At 60.2% G+C, this 17,514-nt stretch carries 19 protein-coding genes; 5 read left to right on the forward strand and 14 right to left on the reverse strand.

Annotation, left to right across the window (positions count from 1 at the left end):
* Positions 1-7 precede the first annotated feature (7 nt).
* The 7 genes from tolR to ruvC form a co-directional block, all read right to left on the reverse strand.
* Positions 8-484 carry a protein TolR gene (tolR, locus tag ACR0CA_RS04100; RefSeq protein ID WP_480502793.1) on the reverse strand — a complete coding sequence of 159 codons (477 nt, stop codon included), beginning with the start codon at positions 482-484 and terminating at the stop codon, positions 8-10.
* A 1-nt stretch (position 485) separates the two neighbouring features.
* Complete coding sequence (gene tolQ, locus ACR0CA_RS04105; RefSeq protein ID WP_170769962.1) at positions 486-1,181, reverse strand: protein TolQ; 696 nt, start codon at positions 1,179-1,181, stop codon at positions 486-488.
* 111 nt (positions 1,182-1,292) lie between these two features.
* On the reverse strand, positions 1,293-1,676 hold the full coding sequence (ybgC, locus tag ACR0CA_RS04110) for a tol-pal system-associated acyl-CoA thioesterase (protein ID WP_170782889.1): 384 nt from the start codon (positions 1,674-1,676) through the stop codon (positions 1,293-1,295).
* Positions 1,673-2,296 (reverse strand): hypothetical protein, encoded by a 624-nt coding sequence (locus tag ACR0CA_RS04115; RefSeq protein WP_480897513.1) that lies wholly within the window; start codon positions 2,294-2,296, stop codon positions 1,673-1,675. Before ACR0CA_RS04115 ends, ybgC begins: the two co-directional genes overlap by 4 nt.
* A gap of 64 nt (positions 2,297-2,360) precedes the next feature.
* Positions 2,361-3,380, reverse strand: coding sequence for a Holliday junction branch migration DNA helicase RuvB (gene ruvB, locus ACR0CA_RS04120; RefSeq protein ID WP_480897514.1), 1,020 nt, complete (start codon positions 3,378-3,380; stop codon positions 2,361-2,363).
* Between the two features lie 4 nt (positions 3,381-3,384).
* Complete coding sequence (gene ruvA, locus ACR0CA_RS04125) at positions 3,385-4,062, reverse strand: Holliday junction branch migration protein RuvA (RefSeq protein ID WP_170790379.1); 678 nt, start codon at positions 4,060-4,062, stop codon at positions 3,385-3,387.
* Positions 4,059-4,556, reverse strand: a complete 498-nt coding sequence (ruvC, locus tag ACR0CA_RS04130; protein WP_170769957.1) for a crossover junction endodeoxyribonuclease RuvC — start codon at positions 4,554-4,556, stop codon at positions 4,059-4,061. The genes ruvA and ruvC overlap by 4 nt, the downstream gene beginning before the upstream one ends.
* 332 nt (positions 4,557-4,888) lie before the next feature.
* Between ruvC and ACR0CA_RS04135 the strand changes: the two genes are divergently transcribed.
* Positions 4,889-5,101 (forward strand): DUF1127 domain-containing protein, encoded by a 213-nt coding sequence (locus ACR0CA_RS04135; RefSeq protein ID WP_170769956.1) that lies wholly within the window; start codon positions 4,889-4,891, stop codon positions 5,099-5,101.
* Between the two features lie 103 nt (positions 5,102-5,204).
* Here the strand turns inward: ACR0CA_RS04135 and ACR0CA_RS04140 are convergent, their stop codons facing one another.
* From ACR0CA_RS04140 to ACR0CA_RS04155, 4 genes are all read right to left on the reverse strand, one after another.
* Positions 5,205-5,687 carry a hypothetical protein gene (locus tag ACR0CA_RS04140; RefSeq protein WP_237215610.1) on the reverse strand — a complete coding sequence of 161 codons (483 nt, stop codon included), beginning with the start codon at positions 5,685-5,687 and terminating at the stop codon, positions 5,205-5,207.
* Positions 5,654-6,526 (reverse strand): 50S ribosomal protein L11 methyltransferase, encoded by an 873-nt coding sequence (locus ACR0CA_RS04145; protein ID WP_480897515.1) that lies wholly within the window; start codon positions 6,524-6,526, stop codon positions 5,654-5,656. Before ACR0CA_RS04145 ends, ACR0CA_RS04140 begins: the two co-directional genes overlap by 34 nt.
* 64 nt (positions 6,527-6,590) lie before the next feature.
* The gene (locus ACR0CA_RS04150) at positions 6,591-7,823 is read right to left on the reverse strand and encodes an MFS transporter (RefSeq protein WP_170769953.1); all 1,233 of its coding nucleotides are present in this window, start codon (positions 7,821-7,823) and stop codon (positions 6,591-6,593) included.
* 73 nt (positions 7,824-7,896) lie between these two features.
* The gene (locus ACR0CA_RS04155; RefSeq protein ID WP_480897516.1) at positions 7,897-10,122 is read right to left on the reverse strand and encodes a primosomal protein N'; all 2,226 of its coding nucleotides are present in this window, start codon (positions 10,120-10,122) and stop codon (positions 7,897-7,899) included.
* Between the two features lie 59 nt (positions 10,123-10,181).
* Between ACR0CA_RS04155 and fsa the strand changes: the two genes are divergently transcribed.
* The 4 genes from fsa to ACR0CA_RS04175 all read left to right on the forward strand — a co-directional run bounded on the left by fsa (position 10,182) and on the right by ACR0CA_RS04175 (position 13,425).
* Positions 10,182-10,835: a fructose-6-phosphate aldolase gene (fsa, locus tag ACR0CA_RS04160; RefSeq protein WP_170354905.1), complete on the forward strand. Its 654-nt coding sequence runs from the start codon at positions 10,182-10,184 to the stop codon at positions 10,833-10,835.
* 199 nt (positions 10,836-11,034) lie between these two features.
* On the forward strand, positions 11,035-11,742 hold the full coding sequence (locus ACR0CA_RS04165; RefSeq protein WP_170769951.1) for a DUF484 family protein: 708 nt from the start codon (positions 11,035-11,037) through the stop codon (positions 11,740-11,742).
* The gene (locus tag ACR0CA_RS04170) at positions 11,739-12,659 is read left to right on the forward strand and encodes a tyrosine recombinase XerC (protein WP_170790376.1); all 921 of its coding nucleotides are present in this window, start codon (positions 11,739-11,741) and stop codon (positions 12,657-12,659) included. Before ACR0CA_RS04165 ends, ACR0CA_RS04170 begins: the two co-directional genes overlap by 4 nt.
* A 70-nt stretch (positions 12,660-12,729) precedes the next feature.
* Positions 12,730-13,425: a CDP-alcohol phosphatidyltransferase family protein gene (locus tag ACR0CA_RS04175; RefSeq protein ID WP_170769949.1), complete on the forward strand. Its 696-nt coding sequence runs from the start codon at positions 12,730-12,732 to the stop codon at positions 13,423-13,425.
* Here ACR0CA_RS04175 and ACR0CA_RS04180 read toward each other — a convergent pair.
* From ACR0CA_RS04180 to ileS, 3 genes are all read right to left on the reverse strand, one after another.
* Positions 13,422-13,889 (reverse strand): hypothetical protein, encoded by a 468-nt coding sequence (locus ACR0CA_RS04180; RefSeq protein WP_170769948.1) that lies wholly within the window; start codon positions 13,887-13,889, stop codon positions 13,422-13,424. The two genes, ACR0CA_RS04175 and ACR0CA_RS04180, sit on opposite strands and share 4 nt — an antisense overlap.
* 76 nt (positions 13,890-13,965) lie before the next feature.
* A complete protein-coding gene (locus ACR0CA_RS04185) occupies positions 13,966-14,421 on the reverse strand; it encodes a methylated-DNA--[protein]-cysteine S-methyltransferase (RefSeq protein WP_170790375.1) in 456 nt (151 codons plus the stop codon).
* Between the two features lie 125 nt (positions 14,422-14,546).
* Positions 14,547-17,459, reverse strand: a complete 2,913-nt coding sequence (gene ileS, locus ACR0CA_RS04190; protein ID WP_480897517.1) for an isoleucine--tRNA ligase — start codon at positions 17,457-17,459, stop codon at positions 14,547-14,549.
* Between the last annotated feature and the right edge of the window lie 55 nt (positions 17,460-17,514).

Raw genomic sequence — 17,514 nt, forward strand, 5'->3', positions numbered from 1 at the left:
TGCCGCCTCACTCTCCACCTTCGTCAAGCGTCGGACCGCCCGTGTCGGTGACGAGACCGACATTGGAAAACCCACCCGCATTCAACGCACCCATTACCTGCATTACCTGCGCATAAGGGATCGAGCCATCCGCCCGCAGGAACACACGGTCACTGCTGCGCTCGGACGCGATGGCGCGCAATCTGCCAATCAATTCTTCACGCTGAACATCTGTCGTCTGAATCTGCACCTGACCATCTGCGGTCAGCGTCACGGTCAAAGGTTCCTCATTATCACCGGGCAATGCACTGGCCGCCGTCTTGGGCAGGTCCACCGGCACCCCGACAGTCAACAATGGTGCGGCGACCATGAAGATGATCAGCAACACCAACATAACATCCACAAAGGGCGTGACGTTGATCTCAGCCATCGGCTGGGCACGACCGCGACGACGTCCGCGTCTGCGTCCATTGCTGCCCGAGCTTTGCTGAACCGCAGCGCCCATCCTAGCTGTCCAACTGACGCGACAGGATGGTGGCGAATTCGTCTGCAAAGGCCTCATAGCCGCCCACGATCCGGTCACTATCCGCGCTGAGTTTATTGTAGAAAATCACCGCCGGGATCGCGGCCAACAGGCCCAGACCGGTCGCCAGCAAAGCCTCGGCAATACCGGGGGCTACAACCGCCAGATTGGTGTTTTGTTGTTCGGCAATCTCGATAAAGGCGTTCATGATGCCCCAAACCGTGCCGAACAGCCCGATAAAGGGCGCGGTCGAGCCAACCGTCGCCAAGACCGGCAGACCCTTTTGCAGCGTCTCGGACTCTTTGGCGATGGCCACATCCATTGACCGGTCAATCCGCGCCGTGGCCCCCGCGATCAGCCCGCCATCGGTGCGGTGTGAACGACGCCATTCGATCATGCCTGCGGCGAAGATCTTTTCGGAACTGCCATCGGGCTGCGTGCCGATCTGTTCAAACAATTCATCCAAGGGGTTGCCGGACCAGAACGCCTCATCAAACACCTGCGCCTCGCGTCGGGCGGCTCGGTAGTTGATGATTTTCTGGATGATAATCCCCCAAGACCAAATCGACGCACCGATCAGCATCAGCATCACCAGTTTGACGATAAAGGTCGCGCGGGCATACAGCCCCCACATGGAGAAGTCGATCTCCTGCGCCAGCGCCAGCGTTTCAGCTTCCATGAACCTGCTCTTTAGTTTTTGCCTGATGGCCGTTCGTTTGGCCTTGTTTTGATAAACGCTAACGCAGTTGGGTATGAAAAGCCAACAGAACCACCCTGGTCCCGCAAAATGTTACATCAATGCGCGAATCTCTGCCGGAAGACGCACCGGTTTGCCCTGCGCATTCATGCAGACCGCCGTGACCGAGGCGGTGAAAACTTCGGTCTCGCCCCGTGTCACTCGCTGCGCCATCGTCAGCCGCGCGCCAGACAGCGACGTGATCCAGGTTTCAATCGTCAACTCATCATCGAATTTCGCAGGGGCCAGATATTCGGCCTCGATCTTACGCACGACCCAGACAATACCCGCATCGCGCATCGCATTCTGGTCGTTACCGATATTGCGCACATAGTCCGAGCGCGCCCTCTCGATGAATTTCAGATAGTTCGCGTGATAGACCACACCCCCCATATCGGTGTCTTCATAGAAAACCCGGACGGCATAGGTATGGGTCATTGCGGTTGCTCCAATCTGGCAAACAGGCGCAACGCATGAGAGGCATCCTGCGCCGCACCCGGCAATACCGGATCGTAGGCCGCGCGGATCAGCCCTGCAATATCAGGTCTCAAAATCGTAGCCGCACCCGCCACCGCCAAAGGTGATTGCGTGCGAAATGCCGTGTCGGACCATAGCAAAACGGTTTGCACCACCTGGCTGAGCGCCAGGGTTTCGGCAGGCACCTTCGACAGCTCTTTGTCCATTCGCAAAAACACGAACGCGGCACGGATTGCGCCGTCTTCCTCGAACCGGAAGATACGATATTGGTTGGCATCTACCGCAACCAGTCGTTCGACCAAAGGTGCTAGGTCCGGGACAAGACGATCGAGGTCCGGCACTTCCAACAGCTCATTCCAGTCCCGGAAGAAGAACACCATGCAGTTGGCCCCCAGTTCAGGGTCCGTTTCCGCCATTTTGTGACCGGCCAGCGTGACGACCGCTTCGAACGCCCCTTTGACCGTGGCCAAGGTGTCATCTTCCACCCCGAAAACGATGGGCACAATCGGACGCCCCCAACGTGCGAACAAAAACTCGCCGCTTTCGCGGGTGAACAGCGCTTCGATTTGATCAGGTGTCACGCGGAGACCCTTCTTCTCGTTTCAAATATGGCCGCCGGAGGCTTAAAATCCCTAGCGCTATAATTCAACCAAACAGATCGCTTTGCCCCCGAGGCGCTGCCATACCCAAATGCGTCCACGCCTTTTGTGCCAGCATCCGCCCGCGCGGTGTGCGCTGGATCAAACCCTGCTGCAACAAATAGGGCTCAATCACTTCCTCAAGCGAATCCCGGCTTTCCGACAACGCTGCTGAAAGGGTTTCGATCCCCACTGGTCCACCGGCGTAGTTCTCGGCGATCAGCTTCAGATACCGCCGGTCGGCCCCGTCCAGCCCCAGATTGTCCACGCCCAAACGGGTCAAAGCACCATCGGCCAGATCCCGCGTGATCCGCCCGTCGCCTTCAACGATGGCAAAGTCCACCACGCGCCGCAGCAAACGTCCCGCGATCCGAGGCGTCCCGCGCGACCGCCGCGCGATCTCGCGCGCGCCTGCGTAATCCGCAGGTGCCCCCAGTTTGCGGGCGTTGCGGGTGACGATCTCGTGCAACTCATCGACCGTGTAGAATTGCAGCCGAGTCGGAATGCCGAAACGGTCGCGCAAGGGTGTGGTCAGCAGACCCATTCGCGTGGTGGCACCGACAAGCGTAAAGGGCTGAAGTTCGATCCGCACGGTGCGCGCGGCGGGGCCTTCGCCGATCACCAGATCCAGCTCAAAATCTTCCATCGCCGGGTACAGCACCTCTTCGACCGCCGGGTTCAGGCGGTGAATCTCGTCGATGAACAGCACGTCGCGTAATTCCAGATTGGTCAGGATTGCCGCCAAATCCCCGGCCTTGGCCAGCACCGGGCCAGAGGTCATGCGGAAATTCACCCCCAACTCGCGCGCCATGATCTGCGCCAGCGTCGTCTTGCCAAGGCCCGGAGGGCCATGAAACAGCGTATGGTCCATCGCCTCGCCCCGCTGACGAGCCGACTGGATGAAAATGCGCAGGTTCGCGCGCGCCTCGGCCTGACCGATGAACTCGTCCAACCCCTGAGGGCGTAGGGCGCGGTCGTTATCCTCGGGCAAAGGGTCCGGGCGCAGAGTGGGATCGGCGTCAGTCATCCATTCAGCCTTTCGGAGCCAGCAGTTTCAACGCCGCCCGGATCAGATCAGCCTCACCGGCGTCCGGCAGGCTGGCGGCCGCTTCGGCCACGGCCGAGGCCGCCTCGGACGGGCCATAGCCGAGGTTCGACAGGGCCGACAACGCACCAGCCGAGGCCGCCGCGTTGCCCGAGGCCGGTTTCGCAGCGCGTTTGGGCGCAGGCGCTGGCTCAATCAGTTCGACCGGCTCAGGCACAGGGCCGTCCATCGCCTCGGTCACGGTGCCGCCCATGGCCATCACGCCCGGCGCTTTGTCCTTCAGGTCCAATACGATGCGCTGCGCGGTTTTCGGCCCCACGCCTTTGGCCGCCTTGACCGCGCCCCAATCACCCAAGGCAATCGCACGGCTGACCCCATCCGGGCCCAGCGCAGACAGGATCGCCAAAGACACTTTGGCCCCCACCCCCTGCACCGAACACAGCAGGCGATGCCATTCCTTCTCGACCAAAGACAGAAACCCATAAAGCTGCATCAGGTCTTCGCGCACCACCATGTCCGTGTAGATCGAGACCGCCTCCCCCACGCCCGGCAGAGCCGCCATGGTCCGGTCCGAGCAATAGACGATATAACCAACCCCGCGCACGTCGATCAGCACGTGGTCTGCTGCGCGGTAATCCAGGCGTCCAGTGAGTTTTCCGATCATGCCCGCACCTCTTTCATCCGCGCCTGCGGCGCTGCGCCATAGTAGGAATGGCAGATCGCAATCGCCAGCGCATCTGCCGCATCTGCGCCCTTGGGCTGACACCCCGGCAGTTGCAGCTTGACCATGTGCAAGACTTGCTCTTTCTCGGCATGCCCCACGCCCACAACTGTTTTCTTGACCCGGTTGGGCGCATATTCCCCTACGGGCAACCCGGCTTGCGCGAGCGTCAGAAGCGCAACCCCACGCGCCTGGCCCAGTTTCAACGTGCCCGCACCGTCCTTGTTCACGAAAGTCTGTTCGATCGCGGCCTGATCGGGCGTGTGTTCGGCGATCACCTCGACAATCTGGTTGTGCAGAGACAACAACCGCTCGCCCAAATCATCACCGTCGGATTTGCATAGCCCGTTGGCCACGTGGCTCAGGCGGCTGCCATGCGATTCGATGACGCCCCATCCCAGGGTTCTCAGCCCCGGATCAATGCCCAAAATCCGCATGTTGTGCCCCAGCCTGCTCGGGTTTTTGTGATCTTTCTTACGGGTTAGCACGAAGCGTGAACATTTTCCAAGCGAATTGACGGAAAGTCCAAAAACGACAGACCTGCTCGAGGGGCGACACAATGGCCTGTTTGCGACCGCGAAATGCCTGAATTCGACGTGTTTGATTAAGCAAAAATGACCAATAAATTAAGGGGCTTTCACGTTTTCAGAGCATTGCAGAAAACGCATAGGACACATGCAATTTCGTCGCTTGTGGTGTCAGATCGACATCCCTAAATGCCGCTCAAACGAAGGATTGAAACTGAACTCTAACCAGAAGGAAACAGGATATGGCCGTACTGGATACCACCCGCGCCACCACTGGCTCGTTCGGCCTTGCTGGCCGTATCGGCGGATTTTTTGCAGCGGTTGTGAACGCCGTTGTGGAATGGAACGACGCCCGCGTGACCCGCAACGCGCTGAGCGGTCTGAGTGACCGTGAACTGGACGATATTGGCATGTGCCGCGGCGATATTGACGTCGTAGCGGATAGCCGCCGGTAAGATTTAGACCACCACTCACACGCCCCTATCTCCTCCCTCGGGGGCAAAGCAGAACGCCGCGCATTGATTTATGCGCGGCGTTTCTGATTCAGATTTGCAAAAATCAGGGCAGATAGCTTGAGACCTGCGCGGCCAGAAAGGCAGAAATCGGGTCAATCTGCATGATCCAGGCCCCAGCCTGTTCGACCGACGTCCCTTGGCTCAGACTGTCAACGCGGTATTCATAGGCGGACGGCCCAAGGCTCGCTAAAAGAAAGGTCTTGAATGCAAAAAAGCCCACAAGGCACATCAGCAGCACTTTGGCAGGCACCGCAGACTGAACGCGCTGCGGCCTCATCACCACCAGGCCATCTTTGCGCATCGTCGCACGATAACCACGGCTGAGTTTCGCGTGTTTTTTGTTCAGACGATGAACACGCTGATCAAATTCCAGTTGTTTTCCAGTCATGGCAGCCTCCAATAACCGCCCCCGATATGCATCTTTGAACGGTAGACAGAGATTGCGCCAAAAAAGTGGCAGGAATCCATAAAACTCCTGTAAATGGCCCGATTTTAGCCCTGTTTGCTTAAGATTAGCGTCGTCCATTCGCCAATCTCGTCCCGACGGGCCAGATTGAACCCGTTTTGTGAATAAACGGAAACCACATCATCGGCCTGTTCATTGAGGATTCCCGACAGGATCGCGTACCCCCCTGCCCGCAGATTCGCCCCAATTTCCGGCGACAACGCGACCAGCGGCCCCTTGAGGATATTGGCAAAGATCAGGTCATAGGGCGCGTGGGCCTTCAGGTCGGGGTGATCGAACCCGGCAGCCTCGACGCACTGCACCTGACCGACCATGCCATTGGCTTTCAGGTTCGCCTCGGCCACATCGACGGCCACCTGATCAATATCGCTGGCGATGATATCGCCATCCCAGACCCGCGCGGCAGCCATGGCAAGAACGGCAGTGCCACAGCCGATATCGGCCACTTTTGTCGCCTCGAACCCCTCATTCAGTAGATAATCCAGCGCCTTGAGGCAACCAAGTGTGGTGCCGTGATGCCCGGTGCCAAAGGCCATCGCGGCCTCGATCAGCAGGGGAATGCGGCCTTCGGGCAGTTGGTCGGCGTCGTGACTGCCGTAAACAAAGAAGCGCCCGGCCTCGACCGGAGCCAGTTCGCGACGCACATGGGCGACCCAATCGGTTTCGGGCAGCTCCGAGACGACAAAGGGCTTGGCTTGGAACGCGGCGGCCAGAACGGCCAGCGCGGTTTCATCTGGGGTTTCGGTGAAATAGCCGCCAACCTCCCATAGGCCCGAGCCGTCCTCGACCTCGAACACACCAACGCCGGTAGGTTCCGGCTCCAGACGCTCCATTGCTTCGCCCAAGCCTTCGGCGGCTTTCTTGCCCATCAGAGTGGTCAGCGCAGTGAATGTGGGCATGGGGGCCTCCTGTTTGGGTTTCCTCTGCGCCTAGGCCGCCGGGCAGGCAAGGTCAAGCGCTGGCTTATTCCGCAGGGGCCGGGGCGTATTTTGACAGGATGGTTTCATTGCCCGGCTCGGGGTGGCGCGGGATCAGCAACGACAAGGCCAGCGAGATCATCGCCATCGCTGCCGCTAGCGTAAACACCGCGCCGGGCGAGACCACCCACAGCAAACCCAGCAACGCCGGCAGGAACACGGCGGCGATGTGGTTGATCGTAAAGGCCACGGCTGCGGTTGGTGCGATATCGGCAGGGTCGGCGATTTTCTGGAAATAGGTTTTCAGCGCCAATGCCAGCGCGAACAGCACGTGGTCGATCACGTAAAGGATCGCGGCCAGCACCACGCCCCAGCCAAACCAATAGATGCCGCCATAGGCCGCGAACACGATGGCCAGACCGGCATATTCGAAGATCAGCGTGCGGCGCTCGCCGAACACGGACACGGCTTTGCCCAGCATCGGAGCGGCGGCCATGTTGATCACCAGATTGATCAGATAGAGGCTGGTTAGCTCATGCACCTCGAACCCAAATTTCTCGACCATCATGAAGCCTGCGAAGACGACAAAGATCTGCCGCCGGGCACCGGCCATGAATTGCAGGGCGTAATACAGCCAATAGCGTTTGCGCAGGATCAGTTTCTTGGTCTGCGGCGTCGGCGCATCGAATTGCGGGTAAGCCAGCAGGCAGAACAGCGCCAACAGAGCCGTCACGCCGCCCGCTGCCATGAAGACGAAGTTATAGGACAGATCGAACCGGTCCCATGTCAGCACGATCAAACCGTACACCACTGCTGTCGCCGCTGAGCCCATCGCGACCAGCCAGCCCAACACCTGCGGCGCACGATCCTTGGGCAACCATTGCAGTTGCAGCGACTGGTTTACCGTCTCGTAATAGTGAAACCCGATCGAGCTGAACAGCGTCACGAACAGCAGCCCGCCAAGGCTGGGGAACCACGCAGTGATTGCCGTCGCAACGCCCAGCATCATCAGCGAGATCATCGCCAGCACTTGCTCGCGGATAAAGATGATCACCGCGATCACGCCTACGGCCAGAAATCCGGGAATTTCACGAACCGTATGCAGCAGGCCTATGTCTGCGCCGTCGAAATTCGCGACCTCGATGACAAAATTGTTAAGCAGCGCGCTCCATGCGTTAAACGCAATGGGCATCATCAACGCCATCATGAACAAGAGCGTTATGGGACGGCGCCAGAACGGAAGGCTCTGCGCATCAGAGAGCGGCATGGGTTTCAGCATGACACCGCTCTACGCTCATTTTTTCGGTTTGGCGAGGGGGCAGACGCACAGGCGGTCTGCACCGGTGCAGAGGTCAGTAAAAACTCTGCGGGTCGATATCGACGGTCAGGCGGATATCGCCCTTCAGACGCAGGGGCGCAATCCAGCGGGCGATAGCATCCTGAATCGGCGCGCCTTTGGGGGCTTTGACCAGCAGGCGTACACGGTGCCGCCCGCGTATTCGTGCTATTGGCGCGGGCGCAGGTCCGAAGACTTGGGCATCTATAGCACGTAGCGGCGCATCGTTGCGTGCCATCGCGTTGCCGATGTCGAAAACCGGACCGACCTCGGGCCCGGACAGCACGATCCCGGCCATGCGCCCATAGGGCGGGACGCCTGCGGCCTGACGCCCGGCGGCCTCGGCCTTCCAGAACCCTTCTTCATCGCCTGACAGAATGGCGCGGATCACCGGGTGTTCAGGCTGAAACGTCTGCAACAGTGCCTGCCCCGGCTTATCCGCCCGCCCGGCCCGGCCGGCAACTTGCCGCATAAGCTGGAACGTGCGTTCCGCCGCTCGCAGGTCCGCCCCGTGCAGAGAAAGGTCGGCATCAATCACCCCCACCAGCGTCAGTTTGGGAAAGTTGTGCCCCTTAGCCACCAGTTGCGTGCCGATGACGATATCCGCGTCGCCCTCGGCGATCTCTTCGATCTTGGCCTTCAATGCACGGGCTGAACCGAACAGATCGGAACTCAGCATCGCGATCTTAGCCTCGGGGAAAGTGGCCTCCGCCTCTTCTGCCAGCCGCTCGATCCCCGGCCCGACCGGGGCAAGCTTGCCTTCGACCCCGCATGACGGGCAGGTATCCGGCATGGGCTTTGTCTCACCGCACTGGTGGCACATCAGTCGTTTGAGAAACCGGTGTTCAACCATCCGCGCATCGCAATGATCACAGGCGATCTGCTCCCCGCACGCCCGGCACAGCGTCACTGGCGCATAGCCACGGCGGTTGATGAACAGCAGCGATTGTTCCCCGCGTTCGATCCGCTGCCGCACCGCCTGCCGCAGCGACGGCGAAATCCATGTCCCCGGCTGCATCTGCTCGGCGCGCATGTCGATGGGCTTCATCTCGGGCAGCACCGCCACCCCAAAGCGCGAGGTAAGGTCCAGCCGCTCATATTTTCCGGCCTCGGCATTCGCCCAGCTTTCCAGCGAGGGCGTCGCACTGGCCAGAATCACGCGCGCCCCGCAGACCGAGGACCGCAGCACCGCCATATCCCGCGCGCTGTAATGCACGCCGTCTTCCTGTTTGTAAGAGGTGTCGTGTTCTTCATCGACCACCACCAGCCCCAGATCGCGGAACGGAAGAAACAGCGCCGAACGCGCGCCGACGACCAGTTGCGCTTCCCCCTGCCCGACCATGCGCCAGACCCGCCGGCGTTCGGTCATAGTTGCACCCGAGTGCCATTCGGCAGGCCGCGCGCCGAACCGAGCCTCGACCCGCGTCAGGAATTCGGCGGTCAGGGCGATCTCGGGCAGCAGAACCAGCGCTTGCCGCCCCATGCGCAGGGCTTCGGCGACGGCCTCTAGGTAAACCTCGGTCTTGCCCGAGCCGGTGACGCCCTTCAGCAATGTCGTGCCATAGTCGCCGGACCGTTGCCCAGCCTGCAGGCGCGCGACAGCGTCGGCCTGATCCCCGGTCAGCGTCTTGCCCGGCAAGTCCGGATCCAGCCGGGGATAGGGCAAATCACGTGGGCTGTCTTCCTCGCGCACTGCGCCTTGCTTGACCAACCCCTTGACGACCGAGGACGTCACCCCCGCCTGCTCGGCCAACTCCTTTAACGTGAACGCCAAGCCGCCGTAGTCGCGCAGCACCTCAAGCACGCGGGTCCGCGCATCGGTCATGCGGTCGGGCTCTGCACCACCCAAACGATAGATTTTCCGCATCGACGGCGGATCGCCAAGCCCCGGCGCACGGGTCGCCAAGCGCAGCATCGCAGGCATCGGTGTCAACGTGTAATCGGCCACCTTGCCCAGAAACAACCGCATCTCTTCGCGCATCGGCGCGACCTCGAGCACCCGGATCACGGATCGCGCCTTGGCCAGATCAAAACCGCCCTGCCCCGGCCCCCAAACCACACCCAGAACCTTGCGCGGGCCCAGCGGCACCTCGACAAACGCGCCCAGAAAACACCCGCCCTCGGGCGCTTTGTAATCCAGCGTCCGGTCCAAGGGCTGTGTGGTCAGCACAGCCACCAGCTCACCCTGATCGAAATACTCCTGCGCGCTCACCGCATCTCCTCGGGTCGGGGGTTTCAGCATCGGTGTTATTGGGGTAAAGCCATCCGCAACCAAGGCCAACCCATCAAAGGACTGCCCGCATGAAATTCTTCGTAGACACCGCCGAGATCGACGCCATCGCCGAACTGAACGATCTGGGAATGGTAGACGGTGTGACCACCAACCCCTCGCTGATCCTGAAATCGGGCCGCGATATTCTAGAAGTCACCAAAGAGATCTGTGATCTGGTCGACGGCCCCGTATCCGCCGAAGTTGTCGCGACCGAGGCCGACGACATGATCGCCGAAGGCCGTAAGCTGGCCCAGATCGCGCCGAACATCGCCGTGAAGGTTCCGCTGACATGGGCGGGGCTGAAAACCTGTAAAACCCTGTCCGACGAAGGCCAGATGGTCAACGTCACGCTCTGCTTCTCGGCCAATCAGGCACTGCTCGCCGCCAAGGCGGGCGCGACCTTTATCTCGCCCTTCATCGGCCGTCTGGACGATATCAACCTCGACGGCATGGATCTGATCGCTGATATCCGCCAGATTTATGACAATTACGGATTCGAGACCGAAATTCTGGCCGCCTCGATCCGCACCGTGAACCACGTGACCGACAGCGCTCGCATCGGCGCTGACGTGATCACTGCCCCGCCCGCCGTGATCAAGAAACTGGCCGATCACCCGCTGACCGACAAGGGGCTTGAAACCTTCCTGGCCGACTGGGCCAAGACCGGTCAGAAAATCCTCTGATCCCTGACACTGCCGCGCGTTGCTCCCAGGCACCGCGCCCGGCCCAACTGCCAGCCCTGATCGCAGATCAGGGTCTTGCAGGCGGGAGAGGCCCCGTCGCGCAAATGACGGGAAATCCAACCAAAGGCTCACTTTTCCCAAGGCAAATCGGTCCAGCCGTGTTATAAGGCCGCAAAACATAAAAAAGACCGGACGGGACATGAGCAGCAATACGAAACTCAAGGACACTCTCCGCGAGGCGATTCTGGCCGAGCCTGACGCCGTGCTGGACGACAAGGACCTGATGCAGGCCCTCGTCGCCGCCAATGAACAGGCGCGCGGAGATAACATCGTCGACCTGCGCGGCATCGCCATGCAGCGGCTCGAAGCGCGGCTGGATCGGCTTGAAGACACCCACCGCTCGGTCATCGCGGCCGCTTATGAAAACCTTGCGGGTACCAATCAGGTGCACCGCGCCATCCTGCGCCTGCTTGAGCCCACAGGGTTCGAGGACTTCCTGACCACCCTTGGCTCAGACGTCGCCGAAATTCTGCGCGTGGATCGGATCACGCTGGTCCTGGAAACCACCGTCCTGCAGGAAGACCCCGCGATCGAAAAACTGGGCGGAGCGCTGGCCGTAGTCGAGCCCGGCTTTGTCGACAACTACCTGACTTTCGATCGCAGCGGCCCCGCCCGCGAAGTCGTGCTGCGCGAGGTCATCCACCCCACACACCGCATCTTCGGCGATCAGGCCGATCATCTGCGGTCCGAAGCCTGCATGCGGCTGGACTTGGGCGAAGGCCGCCTGCCCGGCATGATCATCATGAGCGCGAAAGACCCCAACCACTTTTCACCGCAACTTGGCACCGACCTGCTGACCTTCTTTGCCGGTGTTTTTGAACGGTCCATGCGCAACTGGCTGTCATGAGCCTGATCTCTCCGGCCTGCCGCGACGCGTTGCAGCACTGGCTGGAGGGTCTCGTCGCGCTTTCAGGCCGATCAACCAATACTCAGGCCGCCTACCGCAGCGACGTGAATGATTTCCTATCCTTTATGACCCTGCACCATAGCGAGCGTCAGGGTTTGGCAGCACTGGCTCGGATCACCGTATCCGATATGCGGGCCTGGATGGCGGATCAGCGCGGCTCGGGCGTCGGCGCGCGTTCGCTGGCGCGCAAGTTGTCGGCTGTCAAAAGCTTCTACCGCTGGCTGGCAGAACGTGAAGGGTTCGAGCCGACCGCGGTCTTGTCGACCCGCGCGCCCAAATTCACCAAGAAACTGCCCCGCCCCGTCGACGAAGATGCTGCCCGCGCCCTGATCGAAACGGTCGAACTGCAATCGACCAATGATTGGGTCTCTGCGCGCGACGTGGCCGTGGTCACATTGCTCTATGGTTGCGGGTTGCGGATTTCCGAGGCGCTGTCGCTGACCGGCGCTGACGCCCCCCTGCCACAATCGCTGCGAATTGTTGGCAAAGGCAACAAGGAGCGCATCGTCCCGGTCCTGCCCGCCGCACAAGCAGCTCTGGACCGGTATCTGGCGCTCTGCCCTCATCCGCTGGACAAGACCAAGCCATTGTTTCGTGGTGTCCGCGGCGGGGCGCTGAACCCGCGTGCCATTCAGGGCGTCATGGCCAAGGCGCGTCAGCAGTTGGGCCTGCCCGCGACGGCCACCCCACATGCGTTGCGCCACAGCTTTGCCACGCACCTGCTGTCTGCGGGCGGCGATCTTCGCGCCATACAAGAATTGCTGGGGCATGCCTCTCTGTCGACCACGCAAACCTACACCGCCGTGGACACCGCCCGGTTGATGGAAGTCTACGACCGCACCCACCCGAAAGCCTGACACAATTGCAATTTCACCAAACAGGGCATTTTGCTTTGCATCTTGGACACGCATCGTACATGACACGCGCATGACACTCAGATTCAAAGCTCTCTCCGTCCATCTCTTTACTGCAACCGGCGCCGTTTTCGCGATGCTGGCCATGCTGGCCGCTGTCGAAGAAAAATGGAGCCTGATGTATCTGTGGCTGGTCGTGTCCTTTATTGTCGATGGCATCGACGGCCCACTGGCGCGGCACTATCACGTCAAGAAAAACGCCCCCGAGTTTGACGGCGTATTGCTGGATCTGATTATCGATTACCTGACTTATGTATTCATTCCCGCCTTCGCCCTGTTTAAATCCGGGCTGATGGATGGCTGGACCGGCTGGTTTGCGATCATCGTCATCACCTTCGCCAGCGCGATGTATTTCGCGGACACTCGGATGAAGACCAAGGACAACTCGTTCTCGGGCTTTCCCGGCTGCTGGAACATGTTCGTCATTGTGATCTTCGCGCTCGAACCCAATTTCTGGGTCATCCTGCTCATGGTCTCCCTACTGGCTCTGGCCATGTTCCTGCCGTTAAAATTCGTGCATCCCGTCCGGACCGAGCGTTGGCGCAGCGTCACCCTCCCCATGGCCCTCGCCTGGACCTTTTTCGCCGGATGGGCCGCCTGGGTGGATTTTCATCCCGAAAGCTGGGCGCATTGGGGGCTGGTGATCACCAGCCTGTACCTAGTCTTTGCAGGGATCGCCCAACAGGTGATCCCACAGCAAAAAGCCTAAAGGATTTCCTCGACCTCGAACTCGGTCCCGTTATGGGTGAACACGTCGCCCTCCTGCAGGCCGGTCATCGCCAGATAGATCGGGCTTTGGGTCGAAATCCCCATATAGGTCGTCCCGTCCACATCGAACCGCGTTGTCGACACGCAGACCACAAAACTCCGGTTGTTAAACTTTACAACGGCACCGGGCTGGACTGTATCGGTCAGCCCAAAATCGGTGTTCTCGATCACGTCGATCTTGGCATGATGCGCTTGCAAGGGCGCGTCGAAAGCCGCCGCCAGATCCGCATTCTCACGCGAAGCCGCGATATCATCCTTGTCGTGCCCTTCCCGGTCGTCCAACTGAGAATCCTTCAGAAACGCATCGTAATGCGCCTGCGCAGTCGCCAGCTCCTGTTCTTCCAGTGACATCAAACGGTCAATAATGGCTTTCTTGCGCGCGGCGGGGTCGGCTTGAACGGTCATGCCAAAAACATCCTTCGAATTCTCTATGTGATACAAGTTGGGACGCAAGCGAATGGATTGCAATAGCTTTCCACTCTCAGATCAGCAACCCTGCCGCGCCCTCGTGCCGCAACAAGGCCACCTTGGTCTCCACGCCGCCGTCACCGGAAAACCCACCCAATCCATTTGCCCCCAACACCCGATGGCACGGAATAATGACCGGGATCGGGTTCGCCCCACAGGCCTGCCCCACAGGTTGAGCCGGGCGACCAAGCTGTTTGGCAATATCCCCATAGGTCACAGTCTCGCCCAGTGGAATCGCATACATCAGATCACATACCTGCCGCTGAAAGTCAGAACCGGCCACACGATAAGGCAGATCAAACCGCTCCAACCGCGCCTGATCATAGGCCGCCATCTGCGCTGCCGCCTCACGCAACAAGGCTGACGCCTCACCTTCATTGCGTCCATCCCAGACCAAACGGGTAATCGCACCACCCGTCTCTTCAATCCCCAGACGTCCAAATCGCGTATCGACAGCAATCATCGGCATAGCCAGAACCTGACCGCGAATTGAGAAAAGGCGCAACCCCCAACAGGCTGCGCCCCAATCTTCTTCTGTTCAAAAATACCTCGGAGCGCGAGGCAGAGCCTCGCAGAACTCCAAATCCAGAGACGTTACGCCAACGCCTCGTCACAGCGCCCGCAGACACCCGTATGAGCATGACGCCCGACATCCGGCAGGATTTTCCAGCACCGCTGACACTTCTCGCCCTCGGCCTTTTCGAACACCACCGCAACGCCCTCAATCTCGGGCACGCGGAAAGCCTCGGCCGGGGCCGGATCACCCGTAACAGTCAACCCCGAGGTGATGCACATATCGTCCACATCGAAAGTAGCCAGCAGATCACGGGTTTCCTGGTCCTCAACATAGACGATCGGCGCGGCCTCAAGGCTGGACCCGATGACTTTGTCCTGACGCTGAACCTCCAGCGCAGCCGTCACCGAACGACGCACGCGGCGCACCTTGGCCATGCTTGCTTCCAGTTCCGCATCGCGCCAATTGGCCGGCGTGTCCGGGAAATCCACCAGATGGACCGAGCTGTCATCACCGCCAAACCGCTCCAGCCAGACCTCTTCCATGGTGAAGACCAGAACCGGGGCCAGCCATGTGGTCAGGCGGTGGAAGAGGATATCCAGCACAGTTCGGGCCGAACGGCGACGCAGGTTATCGCCGTCGCAATAGAGCGCATCCTTGCGGACGTCGAAATAGAACGAGGACAGATCTACCGTGGCAAAAGTGAACACAGCGCTGAACACACCCTGGAAATCGAACGCGGCATAGCCCTTGCGCACCTGTTCATCCAGATCGGCCAAACGGCTCAGAACCCAGCGTTCCAGACGCGGCATATCTTCGGGCGCGACGCGATCAGCCTCGGTGAAATCAGCCAATGATCCCAGCATAAACCGCATGGTATTCCGCAGACGACGATAACTGTCAGCGGTGCCTTTCAGAATCTCCGGCCCGATCCGCTGGTCGGCGGTATAGTCAGTCTGAGCCACCCACAAGCGCAGGATATCGGCCCCATATTGCTTGATGACCTCTTCCGGCACGATGGTGTTGCCCAGCGATTTGGACATCTTGTTGCCCTTGGCGTCCAGCGTAAAGCCGTGCGTCACCACGTTGCGATAGGGCGCACGGCCCTTGGTGCCGCAGGCCTGCAGCATGGACGAATGGAACCAACCGCGGTGCTGGTCGGTGCCCTCCATATAGACATCGGCGATGCCGTCCTCGGTCCCGTCCTCACGGTCGCGCAGAACGAAGGCGTGGGTCGAACCCGAGTCAAACCATACGTCCAGCACATCGAACACCTGATCATAGTCGTCCGGGTTGGCGATGCCGTCCAGCACCTGTTCCTTGAACCCGTCCGTGTACCAGATATCCGCGCCGTTTTCCTCGAACGCGGCTTTGATACGTGCGTTCAGATCGGCGTTGCGCAGCAGGTAATCGGCATCGGTGGGCAGAGCGCCCTTCTTGGTGAAACAGGTCAGCGGCACACCCCACGCACGCTGGCGGGACAGCACCCAATCCGGGCGGGCCTCAATCATCGAATACAGGCGGTTACGACCCGTCTGCGGGGTCCATTTCACCAGTTCATCAATCGAGCGCAGGGCGCGTTCGCGGATGGTGTCGCCCATCTCGCCCATGCCGTCGTCCAGCTTGCGGTCGACGGAGGCAAACCACTGCGGCGTGTTGCGATAGATGATCGGAGCCTTTGAGCGCCACGAATGCGGATAGCTGTGCTTGATCTTGCCACGCGCCAGCAGCCCGCCGACCTCAGCCAGTTTGTCGATGATAGTCTTGTTCGCATCACCCTCACCGCCTTTGCGGGACAGGATGTATTTGCCACCAAAGAACGGCAGATCGGCACGGAACGAGCCGTCATCCATCACGTTATAGGTGATGACCTGTTCCAACATACCCAGATCGCGATAAAGCTCGAATTCCTCCATCCCGTGCGACGGCGCACAGTGAACGAAACCGGTGCCTTCGGTATCGGTCACAAATTCAGCGGCGCGGAAATCGCGGATGTCATCCCATTCGCCATTGCCGCCCTCGGCCCCGGCCAGCGGGTGGGTCAGTTGCACGCCTGCCAGCTCATCCGTGGTTACGTCGCGGACGCGGGTCCACTGATCGTCGTTCAAACGGGCACGGCCCAGAACATCCGCCGCCAGATTGTCGGCCAGCAGGAATTTGTCACCTACTTTGGCCCAGCATTCATCCGGCGCGCCAGTGACTTCGTAAAGGCCATACGCGATGTCCTTGCCGTAAACGACCGCCTTGTTCGACGGCATCGTCCAAGGGGTCGTCGTCCAGATCACCACAAACGCATCATCCAGATCGCCTGCATTCACGACCTTGAACTTCACCCAGATGGTGAAGCTTTCCTTGTCGTGATACTCGACCTCAGCCTCGGCCAGAGCGGTCTTTTCGACCGGCGACCACATCACGGGTTTGGACCCCTGATAGAGCGTGCCGTTCATCAGGAACTTCATGAACTCGTCGGCGATCACCGCCTCGGCGTGATAATCCATGGTGATGTAAGGATCAGGCCAATTGCCGGTGATCCCCAGACGCTTGAACTCTTCCCGCTGGATGTCGATCCAGCCCTCGGCGAACTTGCGGCATTCCTGACGGAAGTCGACGATGTTCACCTCGTCCTTGTTCTTGCCCTTCTTGCGGTACTGTTCCTCAATCTTCCACTCGATGGGTAAGCCGTGGCAGTCCCAGCCGGGCACGTAACGCGCGTCATGGCCCATCATCTGATGGCTCCGCACGATCATGTCCTTGATGGTCTTGTTCAGCGCGTGACCGATATGCAGGTGACCGTTCGCATAGGGGGGGCCATCATGCAGAGTAAAGGGCGTCCGACCTTCCTTCTCGCGCAGGCGGTCGTAGACGCCGATTTTCTCCCAACGCTCCAGCCATGCGGGTTCGCGCTTGGGCAATCCGGCGCGCATTGGGAAATCGGTTTTGGGTAGGTTCAGCGTGTCTTTGTAGTCAGGTGTCTGGATCGTGTCGGCGCACATTGGGGGCGTCCTTTGGATGATCTGGTCGTATGGATCGAAGCGGTCGGTGCGAGGT

The sequence above is a fragment of the Ruegeria sp. F12 genome, from assembly GCF_056533885.1.